The sequence below is a fragment of the Enterobacter cloacae complex sp. 302F9 genome, from assembly GCF_050030335.1.
Lineage (GTDB): Bacteria > Pseudomonadota > Gammaproteobacteria > Enterobacterales > Enterobacteriaceae > Enterobacter > Enterobacter hormaechei_C.
The window spans coordinates 643,852-665,786 of record NZ_JBLGUC010000001.1; the positions used below are offsets into that span (position 1 = coordinate 643,852).

23 protein-coding genes are annotated in these 21,935 nt (G+C 55.7%); 5 read left to right on the forward strand and 18 right to left on the reverse strand.

The features are described from left to right. Positions 1 to 15: 15 nt before the first annotated feature. The 6 genes from hpaI to hpaG form a co-directional block, all read right to left on the reverse strand. Positions 16 to 810 (reverse strand): 4-hydroxy-2-oxoheptanedioate aldolase, encoded by a 795-nt coding sequence (gene hpaI, locus ACQG0T_RS03075; protein WP_059295583.1) that lies wholly within the window; start codon positions 808 to 810, stop codon positions 16 to 18. 9 nt (positions 811 to 819) lie between these two features. After that, complete coding sequence (gene hpaH, locus ACQG0T_RS03080) at positions 820 to 1,623, reverse strand: 2-oxo-hept-4-ene-1,7-dioate hydratase (protein WP_015572593.1); 804 nt, start codon at positions 1,621 to 1,623, stop codon at positions 820 to 822. A 248-nt stretch (positions 1,624 to 1,871) separates the two neighbouring features. After that, positions 1,872 to 2,252: a 5-carboxymethyl-2-hydroxymuconate Delta-isomerase gene (locus ACQG0T_RS03085; protein ID WP_023303044.1), complete on the reverse strand. Its 381-nt coding sequence runs from the start codon at positions 2,250 to 2,252 to the stop codon at positions 1,872 to 1,874. 9 nt (positions 2,253 to 2,261) lie between these two features. Further along, complete coding sequence (gene hpaD, locus ACQG0T_RS03090; RefSeq protein WP_023295877.1) at positions 2,262 to 3,113, reverse strand: 3,4-dihydroxyphenylacetate 2,3-dioxygenase; 852 nt, start codon at positions 3,111 to 3,113, stop codon at positions 2,262 to 2,264. A gap of 2 nt (positions 3,114 to 3,115) precedes the next feature. Further along, a complete protein-coding gene (gene hpaE / locus ACQG0T_RS03095; protein WP_023303046.1) occupies positions 3,116 to 4,582 on the reverse strand; it encodes a 5-carboxymethyl-2-hydroxymuconate semialdehyde dehydrogenase in 1,467 nt (488 codons plus the stop codon). Next, entirely contained in the window at positions 4,579 to 5,856 is a 1,278-nt protein-coding gene (gene hpaG / locus ACQG0T_RS03100; RefSeq protein ID WP_426723743.1) for a 4-hydroxyphenylacetate degradation bifunctional isomerase/decarboxylase, read from the reverse strand. The genes hpaE and hpaG overlap by 4 nt, the downstream gene beginning before the upstream one ends. Positions 5,857 to 6,125: 269 nt before the next feature. On the opposite strand from hpaG, the gene hpaR reads away from it, so the two are divergent. After that, positions 6,126 to 6,566, forward strand: a complete 441-nt coding sequence (gene hpaR, locus ACQG0T_RS03105) for a homoprotocatechuate degradation operon regulator HpaR (protein WP_017383846.1) — start codon at positions 6,126 to 6,128, stop codon at positions 6,564 to 6,566. An 83-nt stretch (positions 6,567 to 6,649) separates the two neighbouring features. After that, positions 6,650 to 8,314, forward strand: a complete 1,665-nt coding sequence (tsr, locus tag ACQG0T_RS03110; protein WP_017383845.1) for a methyl-accepting chemotaxis protein — start codon at positions 6,650 to 6,652, stop codon at positions 8,312 to 8,314. 184 nt (positions 8,315 to 8,498) lie between these two features. On the opposite strand, the gene ACQG0T_RS03115 is transcribed toward tsr, so the two are convergent. The 9 genes from ACQG0T_RS03115 to ACQG0T_RS03155 form a co-directional block, all read right to left on the reverse strand. After that, positions 8,499 to 9,008 carry a GNAT family N-acetyltransferase gene (locus ACQG0T_RS03115; RefSeq protein ID WP_126498712.1) on the reverse strand — a complete coding sequence of 170 codons (510 nt, stop codon included), beginning with the start codon at positions 9,006 to 9,008 and terminating at the stop codon, positions 8,499 to 8,501. Continuing rightward, positions 9,008 to 11,299 (reverse strand): phosphatidylglycerol--membrane-oligosaccharide glycerophosphotransferase, encoded by a 2,292-nt coding sequence (gene opgB, locus ACQG0T_RS03120; RefSeq protein ID WP_022650356.1) that lies wholly within the window; start codon positions 11,297 to 11,299, stop codon positions 9,008 to 9,010. Before opgB ends, ACQG0T_RS03115 begins: the two co-directional genes overlap by 1 nt. A 271-nt stretch (positions 11,300 to 11,570) precedes the next feature. After that, the gene (locus ACQG0T_RS03125; RefSeq protein ID WP_015572603.1) at positions 11,571 to 12,053 is read right to left on the reverse strand and encodes a DUF2501 domain-containing protein; all 483 of its coding nucleotides are present in this window, start codon (positions 12,051 to 12,053) and stop codon (positions 11,571 to 11,573) included. 84 nt (positions 12,054 to 12,137) lie between these two features. Next, positions 12,138 to 12,875, reverse strand: a complete 738-nt coding sequence (dnaC, locus tag ACQG0T_RS03130) for a DNA replication protein DnaC (RefSeq protein ID WP_003856580.1) — start codon at positions 12,873 to 12,875, stop codon at positions 12,138 to 12,140. Continuing rightward, entirely contained in the window at positions 12,872 to 13,417 is a 546-nt protein-coding gene (gene dnaT / locus ACQG0T_RS03135; RefSeq protein ID WP_003856579.1) for a primosomal protein DnaT, read from the reverse strand. The genes dnaC and dnaT overlap by 4 nt, the downstream gene beginning before the upstream one ends. A gap of 124 nt (positions 13,418 to 13,541) precedes the next feature. Further along, positions 13,542 to 13,970, reverse strand: coding sequence for an organic hydroperoxide resistance protein (locus tag ACQG0T_RS03140; RefSeq protein ID WP_003856578.1), 429 nt, complete (start codon positions 13,968 to 13,970; stop codon positions 13,542 to 13,544). A gap of 84 nt (positions 13,971 to 14,054) precedes the next feature. Further along, complete coding sequence (locus ACQG0T_RS03145) at positions 14,055 to 14,507, reverse strand: MarR family winged helix-turn-helix transcriptional regulator (protein WP_045338421.1); 453 nt, start codon at positions 14,505 to 14,507, stop codon at positions 14,055 to 14,057. 44 nt (positions 14,508 to 14,551) lie between these two features. Next, positions 14,552 to 15,025, reverse strand: coding sequence for a threonine/serine exporter (locus ACQG0T_RS03150; RefSeq protein WP_015572605.1), 474 nt, complete (start codon positions 15,023 to 15,025; stop codon positions 14,552 to 14,554). Continuing rightward, a complete protein-coding gene (locus ACQG0T_RS03155) occupies positions 15,016 to 15,792 on the reverse strand; it encodes a threonine/serine ThrE exporter family protein (RefSeq protein WP_017383842.1) in 777 nt (258 codons plus the stop codon). Before ACQG0T_RS03155 ends, ACQG0T_RS03150 begins: the two co-directional genes overlap by 10 nt. Positions 15,793 to 16,181: 389 nt before the next feature. Between ACQG0T_RS03155 and ACQG0T_RS03160 the strand changes: the two genes are divergently transcribed. Continuing rightward, positions 16,182 to 16,919, forward strand: a complete 738-nt coding sequence (locus ACQG0T_RS03160) for a helix-turn-helix transcriptional regulator (protein ID WP_017383841.1) — start codon at positions 16,182 to 16,184, stop codon at positions 16,917 to 16,919. Then, positions 16,916 to 17,557 (forward strand): DNA-binding transcriptional activator BglJ, encoded by a 642-nt coding sequence (bglJ, locus tag ACQG0T_RS03165; protein WP_017383840.1) that lies wholly within the window; start codon positions 16,916 to 16,918, stop codon positions 17,555 to 17,557. Before ACQG0T_RS03160 ends, bglJ begins: the two co-directional genes overlap by 4 nt. 31 nt (positions 17,558 to 17,588) lie before the next feature. Here the strand turns inward: bglJ and ACQG0T_RS03170 are convergent, their stop codons facing one another. Beyond that, a complete protein-coding gene (locus tag ACQG0T_RS03170) occupies positions 17,589 to 18,047 on the reverse strand; it encodes a YbaK/EbsC family protein (RefSeq protein WP_003856572.1) in 459 nt (152 codons plus the stop codon). Between the two features lie 328 nt (positions 18,048 to 18,375). Here ACQG0T_RS03170 and ACQG0T_RS03175 point away from each other — a divergent pair, with 328 nt between their 5' ends. Then, complete coding sequence (locus tag ACQG0T_RS03175) at positions 18,376 to 19,722, forward strand: PTS sugar transporter subunit IIC (protein WP_271040546.1); 1,347 nt, start codon at positions 18,376 to 18,378, stop codon at positions 19,720 to 19,722. Positions 19,723 to 19,799: 77 nt separating this feature from the next. Here ACQG0T_RS03175 and fhuF read toward each other — a convergent pair whose 3' ends face one another. Both fhuF and ACQG0T_RS03185 read right to left on the reverse strand, forming a co-directional pair. After that, positions 19,800 to 20,588, reverse strand: a complete 789-nt coding sequence (gene fhuF, locus ACQG0T_RS03180) for a siderophore-iron reductase FhuF (protein WP_032103057.1) — start codon at positions 20,586 to 20,588, stop codon at positions 19,800 to 19,802. Positions 20,589 to 20,683: 95 nt separating this feature from the next. Further along, positions 20,684 to 21,748, reverse strand: a complete 1,065-nt coding sequence (locus tag ACQG0T_RS03185) for a GGDEF domain-containing protein (RefSeq protein WP_271040547.1) — start codon at positions 21,746 to 21,748, stop codon at positions 20,684 to 20,686. Positions 21,749 to 21,935 lie beyond the last annotated feature (187 nt).

Genomic DNA, 21,935 nt, shown 5'->3' on the forward strand with positions numbered 1-21,935 from the left:
CTCCACATCGTACGTTTAGTAGACGGATTTATTGTTATCAACTGCTGTGGTGACGTCGGTAAAGCGGGCCGCCAGCGCTTCGGCGCTGCGGGCGAGCAGGGTGGTATCCACGCCGACCGCGACAAACAACGCGCCGAGGCTGAGATAGCGTTTTGCCAGCTGCTCGTTCGCCATCAGGATGCCGGGCGCTTTGCCCGCGCTGAGGATCTGCGCGATCGCCTGTTCAATGGCGGCCTGCACCTCCGGGTGCTGCGGATTACCGGCGAAGCCCATGTCGGCGCTCAGATCCGCCGGGCCGATAAACACGCCGTCCACCCCTTCCACGTCCAGGATCTGCGGCAGGTTTTTCAGCGCCTCGCGAGTTTCGATTTGCACCAGCACGCACATGGCGTCGTTAGCCTGATGCAGATACTCCGGGATACGGTTCCAGCGCGAGGCGCGCGCCAGGGCGCTGCCGACGCCGCGAATGCCCGCAGGCGGGTAGCGGGTGGCGCTGACCGCCAGCCGCGCCTCGTCAGCGTTTTGCACCATCGGCACCAGCAGGGTTTGCGCGCCTATGTCCAGCAGCTGCTTGATCTGCACCGGATCGTTCCACGACGGGCGCACTACCGGCTGGCTGGGGTAAGGGGCGATGGCCTGTAACTGCGTTAAGACGGTTTGCACGTTGTTTGGCGCGTGTTCGCCGTCAATCAGCAGCCAGTCGAAGCCCGCGCCTGCCAGCAGTTCTGCGCTGTAGCTGCTGGTCAGCCCCAGCCACAGGCCGATTTGCGGCTTTCCGGCTTTCAGCGCGGTCTTAAATGCGTTTTCCATGGTGCACTCCTACACAAAGCGGCAGCTAATCGAGCCCATGTTGCCGTAGTCGACGTGGAAGGTGTCGCCTCTGCTGGCGGCAACCGGGCGGGTAAACGAGCCGCCGAGGATGATCTGGCCTGGCTCAAGCTGCACGTCGTATGGCGCGAGTTTGTTCGCCAGCCACGCCACGCCGTTCGCCGGGTGGTTAAGCACGCCTGCGGCGACCCCGGTCTCTTCGATCACGCCGTTGCGGTAGAGCAGGGCGGAGATCCAGCGCAGATCCAGCTCGTCGGGCTTAATCGGGCGGCCGCCGAGGATCACGCCCGCGTTGGCGGCGTTATCGGAGATGGTGTCGAACACCTTGCGCGGGCGCTGGGTTTCCGGGTCAACGTTATGGCAGCGGGCGTCGATCAGCTCCAGGGCAGGGATGACGTAATCCGTGGCGTTGTAGACGTCGAAGATCGTACAGTTCGGGCCGCGCAGCGGTTTTGCCAGCACGAAGGCCAGCTCCACTTCGATGCGCGGGACGATAAAGCGATCCACGGGGATGTCGCTGCCGTCGTGGAAGAACATATCGTCCAGCAGCGCGCCGTAGTCCGGCTCGCTGATCTGCGAGCTGGCCTGCATCGCTTTGGAGGTGAGGCCGATCTTGTGGCCTTTCAGCACGCGGCCTTCGGCGATTTTCAGGCTCACCCATTCGCGCTGGACGGCGTAGGCGTCTTCAATGGTGATCTCCGGGTACTCCAGCGAGATCGCGCGGATCTGCTCCCGGGATTGTTCCGCCTGATGCAGGCGGTGGGCGATCAGGGTATGGGTGTGTTTGTCGAGCATGGCGTATCCTTTGTGCGGCTGTTGCCGGGTGGCGCTTCGCTTACCCGGCCTACGGTTCGGTGCTGCTGTTGCCGGGTGGCGCTTCGCTTACCCGGCCTACGGTTCGGTGCTGCTGTTGCCGGGTGGCGCTGCGCTTACCCGGCCTACGGTTCGGTGCTGCTGTTGCCGGGTGGCGCTGCGCTTACCCGGCCTACGGTTTGGGGCCGTTGTAGGCCCGGTAAGCGCAGCGCCACCGGGCGAGCAAACGGCTACTTAAACAACGCGTGCACGTTGTTCTGCTTGTAATTAAGCGTCGGGTGCAGCTCGTCGAGCTCGAACGACAGCGCCAGATAGCGGGCGGCCATCAGCTCTGCAAAATGCGTTTTGATCAGCGCAAACAGCATCTCCCCCACGGCTTCCCGGCTTTCCAGGCTGCGCCCCGCGCCGATCTTCAGCGTCATATGCACAAAGGCGTAATCGTGCTTACCGTCTGCCATCTGCCAGGTGTCCAGCCAGTGGGCGCGGCTGCGGATGCCGCCGATGGGGAAGATGCCCGTGGCGGCGAGCGCCTCGTTCACTTTGGCGAACAGCCCTGGCAGGTCGGCTTGCTCGCGGATGTTGTCGGTACATTCAGCAATAAAATGCGGCATGGTGGCTCCTTACGCGGGCAGCGGGAAAACGGCGTTGACCTGGCCGGTGCCGGAGCTGGCGAACAGCTCGGTGAGAAACTCCACCTTACCGTCGTATTTGTCCCAGCCGAGCATCCCCAGCAGCATCACCGTGTCGTGCATATTGCCCTCGCCGTAGCAGTAGTCGGCGTACTCCGGCAGCATGCTGCAAAACTCCTTGAACTGACCCTCGCGCCACAGCTTCACCACGCGCTCGTCCATCTGACGGTCAAACTCGCGGGTGTAGCTGTTCATCCCTTCCTCCGCGCGCTGGTCGTCGATAAAGCGGTGCGACAGCGAGCCGCTGGCGAGCACTGCCACGGTGCCGTCATATTTTTCGATGGCGCTGACGATGGCCTCGCCCAGCCTGCGGCTGTCGGCGAAGTCGTGAACCGTGCAGAACGCCGAGATGGAGACCACTTTGAAGTGCTTATCCGCGTTCATGTAGCGCATCGGCACCAGCGTGCCGTACTCCAGCTTCAGGCTCGGGATGTTGTGCGCCTTGGCGCGCACGCCAAGCTTCACCGCTTCGTCGGCAATCAGCTGGCCGAGTTCCGGGTTGCCGTTGTAGTCGTAGGTCATATCGCGAATAAAATGCGGCAGCTCGTTGCTGGTGTAGACGCCCGAAAAATGGTCCGCGCAGTTGATGTGATACGCGCTGTTCACCAGCCAGTGGGTGTCGAAGACGATAATGGTGTCCACGCCCAGCTCGCGGCAGCGCTTGCTGATCTCTTTATGCCCGTCGATGGCCGACTGGCGGCAGCCGTGGTTTTTGCCCGGCAGTTCAGAGAGATACATTGACGGAACGTGTGTGATTTTTGCCGCTAACGCTAATTTTCCCATGATCAGATCCCCCACTTTGGAATCGGATGGTCGCCCATGGAGATGCAGACGTTTTTCATCTCCGCGAAGACCTCGAAGCTGTACTCGCCGCCCTCACGCCCGGTGCCGGAGGCCTTCACGCCGCCAAACGGCTGGCGCAGGTCGCGCACGTTCTGGGTGTTGACGAACACCATGCCCGCTTCGATGCTGCGCGCCAGACGCAGCACTTTGCTGACGTCCTGGGTCCAGATGTAAGATGCCAGGCCGTACTCCACGTCGTTCGCCAGGCGCAGGCCTTCCGCTTCATCCTTAAACGGCAGCAGGCAGGCCACTGGCCCGAAGATCTCCTCCTGCGCCACGCGCATGCGGTTATCGACATCCGCCAGCACGGTCGGGCGCAGGAAGTTGCCGCCTTTCAGGTGCGCAGGCAGATCGGTCGGTTTGTCCGGGCCGCCCGCCAGCAGGGTTGCCCCCTCTTCAATGCCGAGGCGGATATAGCCGGAGACTTTTTCCCAGTGCTGCTGGCTGATGAGCGCGCCAATCTGGGTGTTCGGATCGGTCGGGTCGCCCACGCGCAGGCGGTTGGCGCGCTCGGCAAAGCGTTTGACGAACTCCGGGTAGATGCTCTGCTGGATGAAGATGCGCGAGCCGGCGGTGCAGCGTTCGCCGTTGATGGAGAAGATGGTAAACAGGGCGGCGTCCAGCGCGCGCTCAATGTCCGCGTCTTCAAAAATCAGCACCGGCGATTTGCCGCCCAGCTCCATGGAATACTTCTTCAGCCCGGCGTTTTTCATGATGTTGCGCCCGGTGGCGGTACCGCCGGTGAAGGAGACGGCGCGCACGTCATGATGACGCACCAGCGCGTCGCCCGCCGTGGCGCCATAGCCCTGCACCACGTTGAGCACGCCCGCCGGAATGCCCGCTTCGAGGGCCAGCTCGCCCAGACGGTCGGCGGTCAGCGGGGAGAGTTCAGACATCTTCAGCACCGCGGTATTCCCTAAGGCCAGGCACGGCGCGACCTTCCAGGTGGCGGTCATAAACGGCACGTTCCACGGCGACACCAGCGCGCAGACACCCACCGGCTGCACCAGGGTGTAGTTGAGCATCTTGTCGTCGACCGGGTAGGTTTTGCCGTTCATCTGCTGGCACACCTCGGCGAAGAACTCGAAGTTGTGCGAGGCGCGCGGAATGAGCACGTTTTTGGTCTGGTGGATCGGCAGGCCGGTGTCGGCGGTTTCCATCGCGGCAATGTCCGGCACGTTCTGGTCAATCAGATCCCCCAGGCGACGCATCAGGCGCGCGCGCTCCTTCATCGGCAGGTTGGCCCATTTCGGAAACGCCTCTTTGGCGGCGGCAACGGCCTGATGGATTTCGGCTTCGCCGCCTGAGGCCACTTCTGCCAGCACCTCGCCGGAGGCCGGGTTAGTGGTGTGGAAGTACTCACTTCCGGCGACGTTTTTACCGTTGATCCAGTGGTTAATCTTTTTCATTTTGCAGTCTCCTCACTGACAATTCGGTTTACCAGACGGCCTACGCCTTCCACTTCCACCACCACCTCATCGCCCGGCACCACGTCGGACAGCCCCTTCGGCGTGCCGGTGGCAATCATGTCGCCCGGTTGCAGGGTCATGAAATCACTCAGATACGCAATCAAGAAGGGGATGCTGAAGATCAGGTCTGCCGTGGTGCCTTCCTGACGCAGTTCACCGTTGACGTAGGTGCGAAGACGAAGGTTGTGCGGGTCAGGAATGGCTTCTTTTGGCACTACGTTCGGGCTGATGGGGGTCAGCCCGTCGCGGCTTTTCACCCGCAGGTTCGGGCGATAGTAGTTTTCGAGATAATCGCGGATGGCGTAATCGTTGCACACCGTATAGCCCGCCACGTAGTCCATCGCCTCGGCTTCGCTGACCTTGCGCGCGGTTTTGCCGATGACCACCACCAGCTCCGCTTCGTAATGCATGTACTCGATATTGTTCGGGCGCACCGACGTCTGGTTGTCGCCGTTGAAGGTATTCGGCGCTTTGATAAACACCAGCGGCTCGGTGGGTGGCTTGAAGTCCAGCTCGCTGGCGTGGTCGGCATAGTTCAGACCGAGGGCAAACAGCGTGGCGTGCGGCGGCGTGCGCGAAGCGATGGCAACGTCGCGTTCCTCCACCACCGGGTTTTCCAGCGGCGGAAATCCTTCTGCCAGAATACGTACCCGATCGCCCGGGCGAACTTCGACGCGGCTTTGCGGAGTGCCGAGCAATATCGCATCGCCGGGGTTCAGGGTGGCAAATTCGCTCAGGGCGCTCAGCAGTTCGGCGGCGTTGCGGTGCAGATCGACCGTGTTCCAGTGGTCCGCTTCGCGGCCGTTGATCTCGGTGATGATGGTCAGATTATCCACGTTATCAACGGCGACAGGTTCGCCGAGCGGGCAAAATCCATCCCGGCATTTGGCTTTGATCGCCGGACGGTAGAAGCTCTCTTCCGGCAGGCTGATTTCGTTAGCCAGCGCGTAGCCGGCGATGTACGCCGCCGCCTCTTCAACGCGTACTTTGCTGGCGGTTTTGCCCACCACCAGCGCCACCGTCGCGCCGCTTAACACGGTTTCTCCCTGCGGGAAGGGAATCGGTTCGCCTGCGCGGATAACAGTGTTATGTGGCTTGATAAACCACACCGCCGTTTTTGGCGGCGCGTTATAGGGGGCTTTTTCAAACGCCTCAGCCCAGGCCACACGCTGGCTTTGGTGGTTTAGCGCTACGGCAAAAACAGTACCTTTCATTCCCATACTCCTCAAACCGGCTGTCCGGTTTTGATTTCATTAATATGTTAATGATCTGGTTTTATGCTTTTGCTGTTCGTTTCGCAATCAGAAGTGAATAATTTGTGATGCAAATAACAATAAATTTACATAAAAGGGTGAATTGATATTTAAATCAATAATTTAAAAAAAACAGCTTTGTTTCTGTTAGACTTTTTGGGTTAAAACGTGTTGTCTATAAAAGCATCTTTTTTTAATTGTTTATTTGTTAATGATGTAAGGGGTAGATGATGCATGACTCATTAACCATCGCGCTGTTGCAGGCGCGTGAAGCGGCGATGGGCTACTTCCGCCCGATAGTGAAGCGGCATAATCTGACCGAGCAGCAGTGGCGTATCGTCCGCGTGCTGGCCGAGCATCCCTCCATGGATTTTCACGATCTGGCGTTCCGCACCTGCATTTTGCGCCCAAGCCTGACCGGCATTCTGACGCGGATGGAGCGCGACGGTCTGGTGCTGCGCTTAAAACCGGTGACTGACCAGCGCAAGCTGTACGTGTCGCTGACGAAAGAAGGCAACGCGCTGTACCAGCGTGCTCAGGCTCAGGTGGAAGAGGCGTACCAGCAGATAGAGGCGGAATATACGCCTGAGAAGATGAAGCAGCTCACGGCGCTGCTGGAAGAGTTTATTGAACTTGGAAACCGACATATCGCCGCGAGGGACGAAGCGTAAAAACCCTAAATTCCAGGATGATTTTCGTAAAGTTTTCTCATGCCAGGCCGAATATTCTGTATCTGCCTGAGGAAAGAGAAAACATGTTAAACCGAATCAAGATTGTCACCAGCTTACTGCTGGTTTTAGCGATATTTGGCCTTTTACAACTCACGTCTGGTGGTCTTTTCTTCAATGCCCTGAAGCATGACAAAGAGAATTTCACCATCCTGCAAACCATTCGCCAGCAACAATCCACCCTGAACGGTAGCTGGGTGGCGCTGCTGCAAACCCGTAACACCCTGAACCGCGCGGGTATCCGCTATATGATGGATCAGAACAATATCGGCAGCGGCTCAACCGTCGCCGAGCTGATGCAGATTGCCTCTGCGTCTCTGAAACAGGCGGAAAAAAACTGGGCGGATTACGAAGCGCTGCCGCGCGACCCGCGTCAGAGCGACGCTGCGGCACTGGAAATCAAACGTAATTACGATATTTACCATGGCGCGCTGGCTGAGCTGATCCAGCTGCTGGGGGCGGGCAAAATCAATGAGTTCTTCGACCAGCCGACCCAGAGCTATCAGGATGGCTTTGAGAAGCAGTACGTCAACTACCTGCAACAGAACGACGCGCTGTATCAGACCGCGGTTGAAGACAGCAACAGCTCTTACCGCCAGGCTATCTGGGTGCTGATTAGCGTGCTGGCTGCGGTGCTGGTGGTGATTGTTGCCGTCTGGCTGGGTATTCGTCAGGCGCTGATTTCGCCGCTGAACCGTCTGATTGACAGCATTCGTCATATCGCCAGCGGCGACCTGGTGAAGCGCATCGACGTGGAAGGCTCCAACGAGATGGGTGTACTGGCTGACTCCCTGCGCCATATGCAGGGCGAGCTGGTGCGTACCGTGGGTGACGTGCGTAACGGCGCCAACGCTATTTACAGCGGTGCGAGCGAAATCTCGATGGGCAATAACGATCTCTCATCCCGTACCGAACAGCAGGCTGCCTCTCTGGAAGAGACCGCCGCCAGCATGGAACAGCTGACTGCCACCGTGAAGCAGAACGCCGAGAACGCCCGTCAGGCGAGCAACCTGGCGCTGAGCGCGTCTGAAACCGCGCAGAAAGGCGGCAAGGTGGTGGATAACGTGGTGCAGACCATGCGTGACATCGCCGGCAGTTCGCAGAAAATCGCCGATATCATCAGCGTGATCGACGGGATTGCCTTCCAGACCAATATTCTGGCGCTGAACGCGGCGGTAGAAGCGGCGCGTGCGGGCGAGCAGGGGCGTGGTTTTGCGGTGGTTGCAGGTGAAGTCCGAAACCTGGCGCAGCGCAGCGCCCAGGCGGCTCGCGAGATCAAGAGCCTGATTGAAGACTCCGTGGGGCGCGTGGAAATTGGTTCAACGCTTGTTGAAAGCGCGGGTGAAACCATGGGTGAGATCGTGAATGCGGTAACGCGCGTGACGGATATCATGGGCGAAATCGCGTCTGCGTCTGACGAGCAGAGCCGCGGTATCGACCAGGTTGGGCTGGCGGTGGCTGAGATGGATCGCGTGACCCAGCAGAACGCCTCGCTGGTGGAAGAGTCTGCGGCGGCGGCCGCGGCACTGGAAGAGCAGGCGAGCCGTCTGACGCAGGCCGTTGCGGTGTTCCGTATTCAGCAGGAACAGATGAAGGCGCGCGAGTTCGCCTCGGCGAAAAGCGTTGCCGCACCGGTAGTGGCGCGTAAACCGGCGACCGCAGACGCGGGCGATAACTGGGAAACGTTCTGACGCTGTGCGTTTTGCCGGGTGGCGGCTGCGCCTTACCCGGCCTACGGATTGTGCGTTTCGCCGGGTGGCGGCTACGCCTGACCCGGCCTACGGATTGTGCGTTTTGCCGGGTGGCGGCTACGCCTTACCCGGACGGCGGAATTGGGTTTTGTAGGCCCGGTAAGCGCAGCGCCACCGGGCGATTTTACAGAGGCAGGCGCATGGCGCAGCGGGAACCATACGCTAAACCGTGCGCCGTCTCTTCCTCGCGTTTCTGGCGCAGTTCTGGCGTCAGCGTCGTCATCATTTCAAACCCTAATCGCCTGTAGAAGGGCGCATTCCACGGGACATCACGAAACGTCGTTAACGTCAGCGAGTTCAGCCCCAGACTGCGGGCATGCGCGGCGGCACGGGCGATTAACTGGCGTCCAAGACCTCGTCCCTGCCAGTCCAGGTGAACCGACAGTTCCACAATAAACAGCGACGATGGATGAGCTTCGGCGAGAATAAAACCCACGGGCCTGTCGTCAGCCAGCGCCAGCCAGCTTAATCCGCGTCCGGCGTAACCGAGGTGATCTTCAACAGAAATAACCTCATTGTCTGCCAGCCAGGCCAGCTTAGGAACGTCGCGAAACCGCTGCCCCGCCGCGCGTTCAATGGCGGGCAGGGCAGCGACGTTGTCGAGGCGCGTCGGGCGAAGAGTGAACGCCGTCATCAGCCAGCGCTGCTCACAATTTTAATCTCCACCATGCCGATCCCCAGCTTGCGCGGAGCGTGACCGAGAATATTCCCTTCGTTAGTGGACTGCGGATCGGGTGGCACAATAACCAGCGTATTGCTGCGCGTTGGGTTATCGAAATGCAGCGTGCTGGTGGTGACATCGTTGCTCAGCGTCAGCGTCTGTTCTTTATCACCGACGCGCACCGGTATAGGACGGTTTGCGTTGGGACCAAATGCCCTGGCGGTGATCACCAGATCGAATTTCTCCGGCAGCGGATGGGTATACTCAATTTTCACTTCATCGCCCAACTGCGCGTTAGACCAGCGCCCCCAGGATTCCGGCCGTGAAATACCGCTGAACTGCTTCACCTCTTCCGGCGCGCCGGCAACATTAAAGATGAAGCTGTCTGCTTTATAACGAATGTCGTTGTCGACGATTTTCAGCAGGTCTACGTTGCGCTGATAGCGTGCGGTATCAATAACCGTATCTTTAAACGCGGTTTTTCCCTGCCACTGCGGTTTGTCAACGTGTTGCACGGTCTGCTCGCCGCCGAGTTGCCCCTGAGAGACGCACCAGTCGGTGGACAGCGACAGCTGTTGCGACCAGAGCTGGCCCATTTTGTAGCATTTGTCGACCCAGACGAAATTATCGCGCGGGGCAAATTCCGCCAGCTGGAAGCGCAGTGGCGCGGAGTATTCGCTTTCCGGCAGCGGCTCGACGCGGTTATCCGACACGCGCAGCAGCAGCGGCAGGCGGAAATGGCTGCCGGAGAACGCGATCATTTTTTTATCCTGATCGATGGTGAAGTCTTTTATCTCTTTCGGGAAGTTCCACAGACGAATGATATCCGGCTTCCAGGCGAGAATTTTTTCCTTCATGTTGAGGAAGATTTCCGACAAGGACTGGCCCGAAAGCGTACTGCGGCCCAGGCCAATGAAGTTATCGCCACCCAGAATATCCAGCACGGTAGCGCCGTTATCCATCGAGTTACGTTTAGCGGCAATGATCTCCTGCTGCGGTTTATCGCCGCGCAGCACAAAGAACAGGTTGCTGCGATCCAGCTTATTCAGCTCATCCCAGGCGCTGTTTTTCATCGCCAGATGGTCAGATGAGACGACGATGACCGTATTTTTGAAATACGGCGACGCTTTGATTTTCTCGATTAACGCCGCGATATGCTCCTGGCTACAGGTCACGGCGCTGAACGACTTGTTGTTTTTACCGTCAATGTCATAGCCCTGACGTTTACAGGTGCGTGAGACGAAACCATCCGGATGATGCGTGTCAACGGTCAACGCAAACAGCGAGAAGCGTTTACCGGCGCGGGAAAGCTCCTCGAATTTCTTCCAGGTTTCATCCAGAACGGTATCGTCGTAAAAGCCCCAGTCGTTGCGGTAGGCCGGATCGGCCACCGTGGTTTTCAGCTCTTCGGAACCATACAGGTGATCGAAACCGTGGGATTTCAGGAACACATCTTTCCCGGCAAAGCGCAGGTTAGCGCCCTGCATAAAGTAGTTTTCATAGCCCGAGTTTTTCAGGATATCGCCGAGGCAAATGTTCTGCGGGAAGAAGCTCGACATCGAGGCGGAGGCGTTGCCTTCAAACGGGGCAAACAGCGGAATGCCGCACTGGGAGGCCACCATCCCTGCGATGGTGTAATCCGTGCCAGGGAGCTGCATGGTGTGGCTGAAGTCGAGGCCCTGGTTTTTCAGTGCGCCAAGCTCTGGCGTCAGGTTCGGGAAAGCATCGTTATCAAAATAGGTGCGTTCCAGACTTTCGCCGTAGATATAGACCAGGTTGAGTCTGGGATTGTCGATCTTCTTCGAGGGTTCTTTGTAATAGGCCGCAAAGTCCGGATCGCCATCGCGCGACTGGGATTTTACCAGCTCGGTAATTTGATGGAATGCCGGGCTGGCATCCACGGAGGCCAGCGCCAGGCACAGCGCCAGCAGGCTGTAGCCATGATGATGCGGACGGTGACGGCGACGGCGCAGAACCCAGGCCAGCGCGGCGAAGATGCCCACCAGGGCGACCACCAGCCCCAGACCCGGAAGGATGTACTTACCCACACCAGCGCCGGTGAGGCTGTTGGTCAACGTGTAGAGCACCGCGTCGTTAATACCGTCGCCGGTAAAGTAATCGCTGGCATATAACGTAATGTTTAAAACAATAAAAATGCCGAGCACCACCAGGGTGGCCACAAACCACCAGGTGTGACGACCGGCTTTCCAGGCATAAACGCCGATGGAAGCCAGGAAAAGGACAAGGGACATTAACTCTGACAACAGCAGCTCCTCATCATGCCGGACGCTTAGCCGACTAACTGCTTATTTTTTGGGTAATACAATGTAATTGCGATGTCGCTTAGCTGCAATTTTAGTGTCACGAAAGTGTGCTGTTGTTAGGATTTGGTTTATAAAATCGGATTTTTGAATACAGTCGCAGCGTGGCACACGGAGGCTGAGGTGGTGGCAGGGGGTAAAAAAACGCACTTCACGCCGCGGTGTAAGACTAACGTAATAAACCCGGCGTGTTGTGGCAGAAAATGGGAGGCGATCAGGAGAGGAAATTAACGCCTTGTTTCAGCACCAGATCGCAGGCTTTCGTTTTTACCTGTTTCGCCAGAGATGAATTTCCAAGGGTGCTGAGGTTCAGCTGCTGGCCATTTTGCGCGTTCAGCAGACCCTGAATACCGTCCATATAGTTGGTGTCCGCTTTCTGCTCCTGGGTGTCCAGACCCAGTTTACCCAGTACCTGGTTTTTGATGTTTTCGGTATCGGTAACGGAAGCCAGTTTCTGCTTCGCGCAGTATTCCAGAATGCCCGCCGCGTTGTTCATCGTTCCGGCGCTCAGGCTTTGGGAGCTGTTACTCAGCAGGCCGGTGAGGGACGAGGCTGACAGCCCGCCCTGGGAAGTGCCGCTCTCTTTGGTTAACTCACTTGCTGCGCTGGAGAGCGACTCCTGCCATGATGCGGCCTGCGCTGCGCCAGTCACCAGCAGGGCGCCAGTAAGGATGCTGATAAGAAACTGTTTTTTCATAATGATTTACTCAACAAGGTCCGTTTTGGGCCAAAAGTGGGTTCAGTATATACCTCTGCTCTTCCAGTGCTCCCTGGAAATATCTTAATACTCTTTGCCGGTGACGCGGCTGCGATAGCTGTCCCAGTCGAAGATGACGTACAGGCTGTTACCCAGCTTCATGCGATCCATCACCCGCTCGCCAAGAAGTCGGGTCATCTCGTCGATATTGTGGTTCGTCAGCATACCGGTTGGGCGTTTTGACGACGAACGGCGATCGACAATCTGATTGATGATCACTTTTTCGTAGCGGGACTCCGTCTGGACGCCGATCTCGTCGATGACCAGCAAATCCACGTTACTCAAATCATTCAGCAGCTGTTCTTCGCTGGTTTCGCGGTTACTGAAGGTGTCCTTCATGGCGGACATAATATCGGCCACGGTGATAATCAGCACTGACTTCCCGCGCAGCAGCAGCTCGTTGCAGATTGCGGCCGCAAGGTGATTTTTCCCCGTGCCGGGTTTTCCGCTAAAGATGAAGCTGGCAATGTTGCCGTCAAATTCATCCACGTACTGGCGCGCCTGGTTGAGGGCGTTCATCTGCCCCTGTGACTCGACCTTATAATTCTCGAAGGAGCAGTTCTGGTGCAGAGGGCGAATGCCCGAGCGGTTAAAGGTGCGCTGCATTTTCATCGCGCGGTTTTCGCGGGCGAGGGCAGCCGCGCGAATTTTACCTTGCTCTTTTTGCCATGCCAGCAGCTCTTCACCGGTGGTGAAGGCGGGCTTCACGTTGGCGGGCATCATCTTCTGCAAACGTTTCATCAGGTCGCCGACGTTTTTCATTTCGCACCTCGGAATCCATCAGGGATTTTTTTGTCCGGTTCTGAAAAGGCATTGATATCACGTTTTGGCTGGCCATTGTTGCTGGCGCGGTTGATTTGCAGACTGCGCGCGAACTTTTGCTGCCACTGAACATGGTGGAAGACTTTTCCTTCAGCCTGCCAGTAAGCGGTAAAGGCCGCCAGCTCTTCTGGCGTCGCGGGCTGCGCGAGGGCTATTCCCCATAAGGCCGCCTGCCGCTGAAAATCGGCGTCCGGCTGCCAACCGGCGTACATGGGAAATTTCCCCATTGGAACGGCCACCGGGGCGCTGGCGGGTTCGTCAAAAAACTGATTATCCAGCATGACATCGCTCGCCGGACGCGACAGCTTCGCTTCAATTTCCAGAAGCTGCGCCAGACGTTCCGGCGTGACCGCATAAAACGCCGGGGCGTTGTCGGCAAATACCGCGAGCGTGCCGCCTTCGGCGTGCGTCAACACACCGCGAGGATCGCGCATAAAGGCATCAATGCCAGCAATGCTGGTGGTCAGGATTCTGGAGGACATAACACTTTCTCAACTGATTACTACGGACGTGATTGAGGGTTATGGTAGCACAGAGAGAGGAGAGGAAAGGAGAGGATTTCCCCGGCGGCGTTACGCTTACCGGGGCTAAAATCACAAGGGCTGTTTACGCGATGATGTTCAGCGTCACGTCGATATTGCCGCGCGTCGCGTTAGAGTACGGACAGACGATATGCGCTGCATCCACCAGTTTTTTGGCTTCCGCTGCGTCCATCCCTTCAACGTGGATGTTCAGCTTCGCTTCGATACCAAAACCGGTTGGCAGCGGGCCAATCCCCACTTCGCCTTCAATAAAGGCGTCTTTTGGCAGAGCGAATTTGTCGCGTGCCGCAACGAACTTCATTGCGCCCAGGAAGCAGGCGGAGTAGCCCGCAGCGAACAGCTGTTCAGGGTTGGTTACTTCACCCCCCATGCCGCCCATCTCTTTTGGCACACCCAGTTTGACATCCAGAACGCCATCGGAAGACGTTGCGCGGCCATCACGGCCTCCGGTTGCTTTGGCTTTGGCAGTGTAGACAACTTTTTCTAAAGACATGGCAGGTTCCTCATCTTACGTTTATATGCACTATTAAATAGCGCGCGATGTATTAAGTTAGAATCAGACGCGTAAAGTATAGCCTTACGCGCGATGAAGCTGTTGGCGCAAAAGTTCGAGCTGTTGCTTGAGCGCCAGCATGGTGTCGGTATCACACTGCGCTGCACAGCCCACGGCGTGGGGTATCGTCACGGCCTGCTGTTGCAGCGCCCGACCCGTGTCGCTCAGGGTGACGGCGACCTGACGCTCATCCTGACGGGAACGCTGGCGGAAGATTAATCCTGCGCTTTCCAGGCGTTTCAGCAGGGGAGTCAGCGTGGCGGAATCCAGGAACAGCCGCTCGCCAATGTCTGACACCGTAATATCATCCTGCTCCCACAGCACCAGCATCACCAGGTATTGCGGGTAGGTCAGGTTAAGCGGCGCCAGCAGTTGCCGGTACAGCTTGTTAAGCGCCAGATTTGCCGAATAGAGGGCAAAACAGAGCTGGTTATCCAGCAGAAGCGCGTTGGTGGTGTCGTTCGTTTTTGCGTCCATGAAATGAATATAGATAGCGAACGATACAATTGCAAGCGATTTTATTATACGCGTGGACGTTTGCGGTAAAGCCATAATCCGGGGATCGACAGGCCGATGGAGAGCGCGCCCACAATCGACGAGGCTTTAAGGAAATTGCTCAGAAGCAGGATCATCTGCGGTTCGCTGTAGCCAAAGTGGCTGATTTTGACGGCGGAGATCATCGCCGTATAGGCTGAAATGCCCGGGAACATAGGAATGACTGCCGCCACGGTGAACACTTTCGGGTGCGCCAGATACCAGCGGGACCACTGAATACCGATGCTGCCGACCAGCATGGAGGCGATAAACGTCGACCATTCGATATTAAAGCCCGAGGTCATCATGATCATACGTGAGCCGTGGCCAATGGCACCCAGCAGCGCACACCAGGGTAATGCACGCTGTGGAACGTTAAACACCATCGCAAAGCCAACGGCGGGAAGGGCTGCCAGGAGCATGTCCTGCGCCAGTGCGAGCAGAAAATCCATCACGCCCATCCGCGTAACCCCCAGAGTGTCATGGCCATTACCACCCCGATACAGGTCGCCAGCGTCAGCAGGCTGGCTATCGCCCAGCGCGCCAGACCGGTGTTGATGTGGCCTTTGAACATATCAGCGACGGCGTTGATTAAGGGAAAACCCGGCACCAGCAGCAATACGCTGGCGGCCATCGCAACAGTAGGCGTGCTGGCGAAGTAAGGCTGGCGCAAAAGCAGGCCGGATACGGTTGTCGCCACGAACGCCGTGATGCAGAAGTTAATTTGCGGATGCAGTTGCCTGTGCGTCAACAACTGGCGGACATACATCGCGATGCTGCTGGCAAAGAAGGTCACGACAGCGCCGTCCCAGCCGCCCGCGTTGAGCTTGCAGAAGCAGGCGCAGGAGAGTCCCACCATCAGCACAACCAGCCAGCGTGGATACCGGAGAGGTTTGATCTGGTTGAAGCGTTTCTCTATCTCCCTCAGATCGAGCAGCTTGTGTTCAGCAAGGATCACGATGTGCTGCACTTCCGTCACGACGTGCATGTTAATGCCGCGGTCATGATTTTTACGGGTGGAGGTCAGGCACTGTCCGTCTTTAATGGTGGTCAGCACAATGGCATTTGACGAGATGGAGCTCTCAACGCTGTCCATCCCCAGCGCCAGCCCAAGGCGTGTGGAAAGTTCTTCCACGAGGGCGCTTTCTGCCCCGTGTTGTAAGAGAAAAAGCCCGCACTGAATACATAGCCGCGTGGTAGCACGTTGCGTAGACCGATCTGCCTGCATGAAACGCCCTGAAGAGAAGAGAGATTGCTTACTTTTAACACAAAGGGCCGGGCCCTTTGCGCTGGGCCAGATCAACATTTGTGCAATCAGTCGCGTGAGCAGGGGGAGAAAACCGCACTTTCTATTTATTTAATGAATATAAAAATAGAGATTTATAAAGACAATATATTAAGTATTTCTAATTTCATATTTTCAATCTTTTCACGCAATCTTAATTAAAGTTTTGTGGTCTTTATGCGATATTAAGCCAGTATTGGGCGTTTCTTAACCCATGTGACATTTCTTCTGATTTGCGAGTATTAAGCCGTTTTGTACTGAGGGATGCAAGCGTGTTTAAACTCGTAGGGTTAGTTCGTTCTTAAATAATGAATTTATGACAGGGAGGGTCTATGTTGCCATTGAATGGTAAACACGGAGTGGTGATTAGTAGAGTGCCGGTCATGCAAAATGGGCTAGGTGGCGTCATGACGCGTCATTTTCCTGATTTTGAAATAACGTACTGCCGTTCGATGCAGGAGTTGACGCTACTACAATTGCGTCGCGCTGGGGTCGTTATTGCCGATATTTCAGGTGAGTATCGTAATCCTCGCGGCACGCTTGAGCAGTATTATGGATTAATGAATCAGTATCGGGACATTCACTGGATATTCCTTGTCTCGCGTCCCCTTTATCCACTTGCAGTAGAGCTTCTTATGCGTCCGGAAAGCACGCTGCTTTCGGATATGGAACCGATTGAAGGCGTTATTAACGCTATTCGCGCGGGCAGTGAACGTGCGGAGCGAATAAGCCAGACGTTATTAATACCGGAAACGTCCGATATTGAAGAAGAGAGTGAGCAAATGATTGCACTCACCCACTCTGAACGCAAGGTGTTGCGTTTATTAGGTAAAGGTTGGGGAATCAACCAAATAGCCACGCTGCTGAATAAAAGTAATAAAACGATCAGTGCACAGAAAAACAGTGCAATGCGCCGCTTATCACTTCGCAGTAATGCCGATATGTACGCGTGGATAAGCAGTACCCAGGGAATGCGAGAACTCAGTTTAATGTCGGCTTATGGAGAGTTTGAGGAATGGAAAAGACCACTGCAACAAGACATATCGCCGTCATCGAAAGCTGCTCAATGAGCGCTGTAGGGCTGAAGCATCTCTTTGCGATGCCCGCCCTGAGCCATTACCAGGTGCACCTGTTTAGCAGATTCGCCAGCTTTAAAGCGGCGCTCTCGGATATCTCATTCTATGCGGTTATCTATTCACTGTCTGATGAGCGTGAAGAGCGGAGAAACTGTCTGGCCTGTTTACGGGATCTCACCTTCACCCACAGCGACGTCCAGCGTATCGTGCTGGCCTCTGACGAAATGGAGGCGAGGCTGGTCAGCCATCTTTCGCCTTCTCGCTTGCATGGGATAATCAGTAAATCGGTTCCGCTAAAGCAGTTAATGGAGGGGCTGGAGACATTACTCAGCGAAACGCATCAGGTGAATGACAACATGTACAATCACTGGTGTGTTAGCCAGAATCGTATGTTAAGCCCAACCGAAAGGGCAATACTGCGTTATATGTCATCGGGATTTTCAATCCCTGAAATTGCGGCGCAGCTTGAACGCAATATTAAAACCATCCGGGCGCATAAGTTTAACGCAATGGTAAAGCTGGGCGTCAATTCTGACGTGGGATTACTGGATGCGGCGGATATCCTGGCGCATCTCCCTGCCCGGGAAGTGCGTCGTTCAGCTCTCACCGTTCCTTCATTCTCTCAGCGTTAAGTGGTGCGCCAGAGTTCTTCTGGCGCAACGTTTAAATGCAGACATCGACCCATTTTGCTGCGGTCAGCTCCGCCATTCTGTCGGGCGATATACGCACCGCACTGTGGATGGCACCCGCTGCGGGTAACACTTCCGCGTACTGTTTTAATGTGATGTCACAGTAAACAGAGAGCGGATTTTCCAGTCCGAAAGGGCAGACGCCGCCAACAGGATGACCCGTCAGGGTGACGACCTCATCGCTGCTGAGCATGCGGGCTTTCGCGCCGAATGTCTCTTTAAGCTTTTTGTTATCCAGACGCGCATCGCCTTTTGCAACCACCAGAATCACGTCATTTTTAATTTTCAGTGACAGCGTTTTGGCAATTTGGCCGGGTTCAACGTTGTGCGCGGCAGCAGCAAGGGCAACAGTCGCTGTGCTTTGGTTAAGCTCAATAATCTCTATATCCGGAGCGTGTTCGGCAAAAAACTGTTGTACAGACTGCAAACTCATTGATTCCTCCTGACAAATATCCTGCGTAATCTGTCATAAGAATTTAGTCGCTGTAAATATCCCTTAAGTAACAAATATCCGTCAGGGGCGATTTCTGGATCGCCTTCACATTCACAGAAACCGGTTACAGTAACCGGTTGCAGAGCGTGATGCAGAGATTAATACTAAGTGTGTAACTTCCCCTGTATCTAATAATAAGAGCTAATTATGAAACCATTCCGTTTGAGCAGTACCGCAGGTACACGATCCGGCAAGGTTGTGACGCTGATGTATGGAACAACGTGTGACGTGAGAGCGTCCAAAACGAACGTCTGACAGGAGATCTGCTATGTCTGCCAACCACGCTGCATTTAATCTGATTTTCCGCTTCGTTGAAAATTATGTCAGCCCTATTGCCGGGCGCATCTCTTCCCAGCGTCACGTTATGGCTATTCGTGACGGGTTTATCTCAGCGATGCCGTTTATGATTGTAGGCTCGTTTTTATTAGTGTTCGCTTACCCGCCTTTTTCGCCAGATACCACCTGGGGTTTTGCTCGCGCCTGGCTGGATATGGCGAAGCAGTTTGAAGGTCAAATTCTGACGCCGTTTGATATGACAATGGGGGTGATGTCCCTTTATATCTGTGCGGCTATTGCCTACCACCTGGGCAAACATTACGTTAAAACGCATCAGCTGGATCCGTTCATGTGCGCGATGCTGTCGCTGATGGCGTTCCTGCTGGTCGCCGCCCCTAAAACCAAAGGCGCTTTACCGGTGGATAGCCTGGGAGGGACCGGTATTTTCACCGCGATTCTGGTGGCGATCTATTGCGTTGAGATGATGCGTTTCCTGAAAGCACACAATATCGGGATCCGCCTGCCAGACCAGGTTCCACCGATGATCAAAAACTCGTTTGACCTGCTGATCCCGGTGCTGGTAGTGGTGCTCACGCTATACCCGCTGAGCCTGCTGATCCAGTCGCAGTTCGGTATGCTGATCCCACAGGCCATCATGTCGATATTCAAACCGCTGGTCTCTGCGGCTGACTCGCTCCCTGCGATCCTGCTGGCGGTGTTGATTGGCCACCTGCTGTGGTTTGCCGGGATCCACGGCGCGGCGATTGTCTCCGGGATGCTGCAAATGTTCTGGCTGACAAACCTGGGGGCGAACCAGACCGCGCTGGCGGCGAGCCAGCCTTTGCCACACATCTTTATGGAAGCCTTCTGGACGTTCTTTATCGTTATCGGCGGATCGGGGGCGACGATGGGGCTGGTGTTCTGCTATCTGCGTAGCCGCTCCGCGCACCTGCGCTCCATTGGACGTCTGAGCGTGGTACCAAGCATTTTCAATATCAATGAACCGGTGATTTTCGGTACGCCGATTGTGATGAACCCGGTGTTCTTTATTCCTTTCCTGCTGGCACCGATGGTTAATGCCGTGCTGGCATGGGCAGCGATGAAGTTTGATCTGATTGGCCGCGTGATTTCCGTTGTGCCGTGGACGGCACCGGCTCCGGTTGGTGCCGCCTGGGCGCTGGGCTGGGATTTCCGTGCAGCCATTCTGGTGCTGGTTTTGGCCTGCGTTTCCGCCATTATCTATTTCCCGTTCTTCAAGGTGTACGAGAAACAGTTGCTTCAGCAGGAAGCGGAAGAAGCACAGCGTAATGGAGAAGAGGAAAATCAGCAGGTCGCTTAGGTAAAAGCAAAACGGCAACGCAGGTTGCCGTTTTTAATGTTTGTTCCCTCTCTCTGCGGGTTTCAGGCCGGGCCAGACTACTTAAGCGTGCAATCGCCACACTGCTGCACGTCCGGCAGACGGTAGCGCTGACAGCAGGTACGACGTACCAGAAGTCCCTCACGCGGAACCACGGTGCGGTAAAGAGGGTTGTCCCGTCCATCCGACAGCTGTCTGGCAAAGAAACAGCTCTGACGCAGTGCATCCACTTTCTCGTCGCCGAGCAGCGGCTTCATCTCCGTTAAATACCAGTGGATAAGATACCCGGTATTACTCCAGATCAGTTTGCCGTTAATCTCTCCCGTCGCTTCCAGCGCATCAATGACCGGAACCAGCGCTCTTGTAATCAGCCGTTCCATACGCGCCTGCGCTGACAGGTGTCTCGCGCTCGGATCTTCATGTACATCAATCCAGAAACAGGCAGCACGCCCGGTTTCATGAAACTCAACATGGAAATGTTCTGACGAGAGATCGAGCATCGTTTCCTGGGTCAACAGGGCCAGCATGACAGGCGGCACCATCAGCCCGATATACCACTGTGCCCAGAGGGATAACAGCGGTTTGTTTTCCCGCGTCAGGGTAGGTTGGTTACGATAAATATGGTCGGAATAGGTTGCCAGCAGTGACCGCAGCTCCGCAGGGCGTTGCCACTCAGTCAGCGTCAGAGCATGATGCGGCGGTGCTTCATCCAGTTTGATGAAATCCAGCAGATGGGCGCGCGTTACGGCAATTTTTTCCCGAATGGCATCCGCAAACGTCGTTTCCCCGGCGGAGAGTGGAGCTCGCCAGAGCAGGGGCTCAACGATGTGTGCGGTACGAGTCGCCATAGTGTGGATTACAAATCTAAATGATAATGATTGCCAATCCTAACTATAGATAAAACCGAGCGCAAGCGTTTTATCCTGGCGCTGTGAAGGCGGTTTTAGGCGGTATGAAGCTCTTCGCTCAGCAGAATGCTGTTACGTCCCATATGCTTGGCTTCATAGAGGGCTTTATCGGCTTTCGCCAGCGCGCCCTCAACGTCGTCACCTTCGAACATGGCGATGCCGATGCTGATGGTCACGTTAGTGGCGACGCTTTCGTTAAACATATGGGGGATTTTAAGATCGTAAACCTTCTGACGTATGCGTTCAGCCGTCTGTCGCGCTTGCTCCAGCGGGATGTTACTCAACAGCACCATAAATTCTTCCCCGCCAAACCGGGCGACAACATCGCGTGAGCGCACGGCGTCGCGTATCGCAGCCGAGACCCTGATCAAGGCCTGATCGCCCATCATATGGCCATAATGGTCGTTGTAGGCTTTGAAGTGGTCGATATCCATCAGCAGCACGAAGTGCTCGCCAGCGTCAGGCCTGGGAAGATTCTCCAGCCGGCTTTGCAGCCCGCGACGGTTATATAGGCCGGTGAGCGGGTCCATCATGCTGAGATCGGTCAGGGTTTCGCGCTCCTCCAGCAGTTCGGAAAGCAGCTCCTGGGCGAAACGGTCATTGCGCCGCTGAAGAACATGATGGATACCAATGGCGACCACCGGCAGCGCGAAAAAATAGGCCATTCTCAGCCAGTTTTCGGACGGACTAAGCCACAGGCAGGATATAAAAGCGGGAAATGAATGTAACGTAAAGGCTTTAATATTACTTGCGAACGCCAGAGACCCTATAAAAAGCACTGTTAATAGCGCCATCATTAAATAGGTCGCGTGATCGTGCGTGATTAACAGAAATTTAGAGACGATCTGCCAGGCCCATAAAAGACCAAAAATAGCTGAAACAACAGGGATATTTATTTTTCGCGTGCTGTTTTTCCAGTGCCAGATAAGTAAGCCTGTGCTGATAGTCAGTACGGCAAAGAGCGGGACTGATAACACACGCACGGAATAGAGAGGGTTTGTTACCGAGAACAATGCTGATGCGGCGTTCAGAAATAAAAACAAACGTAAAGATAGCTGATATTTCTTGCTGACTAAAGACAGCCAGGATTGTGATGTCATATGCGTGCGTTTTTATTAAAACTCAATTAAAACAATGAGCAAGGTGTTGTTGTGTAATATTGGGCGCTAAAAAATTGAATTTTTATTATCAGAAAAACTTTATCGGAAGTTAACAGGTGGGCAATTTATCACCTTACACATTCTCTGTCATTATGGGAAAGCAATTGCTGGCGCAATTTCTTACGTC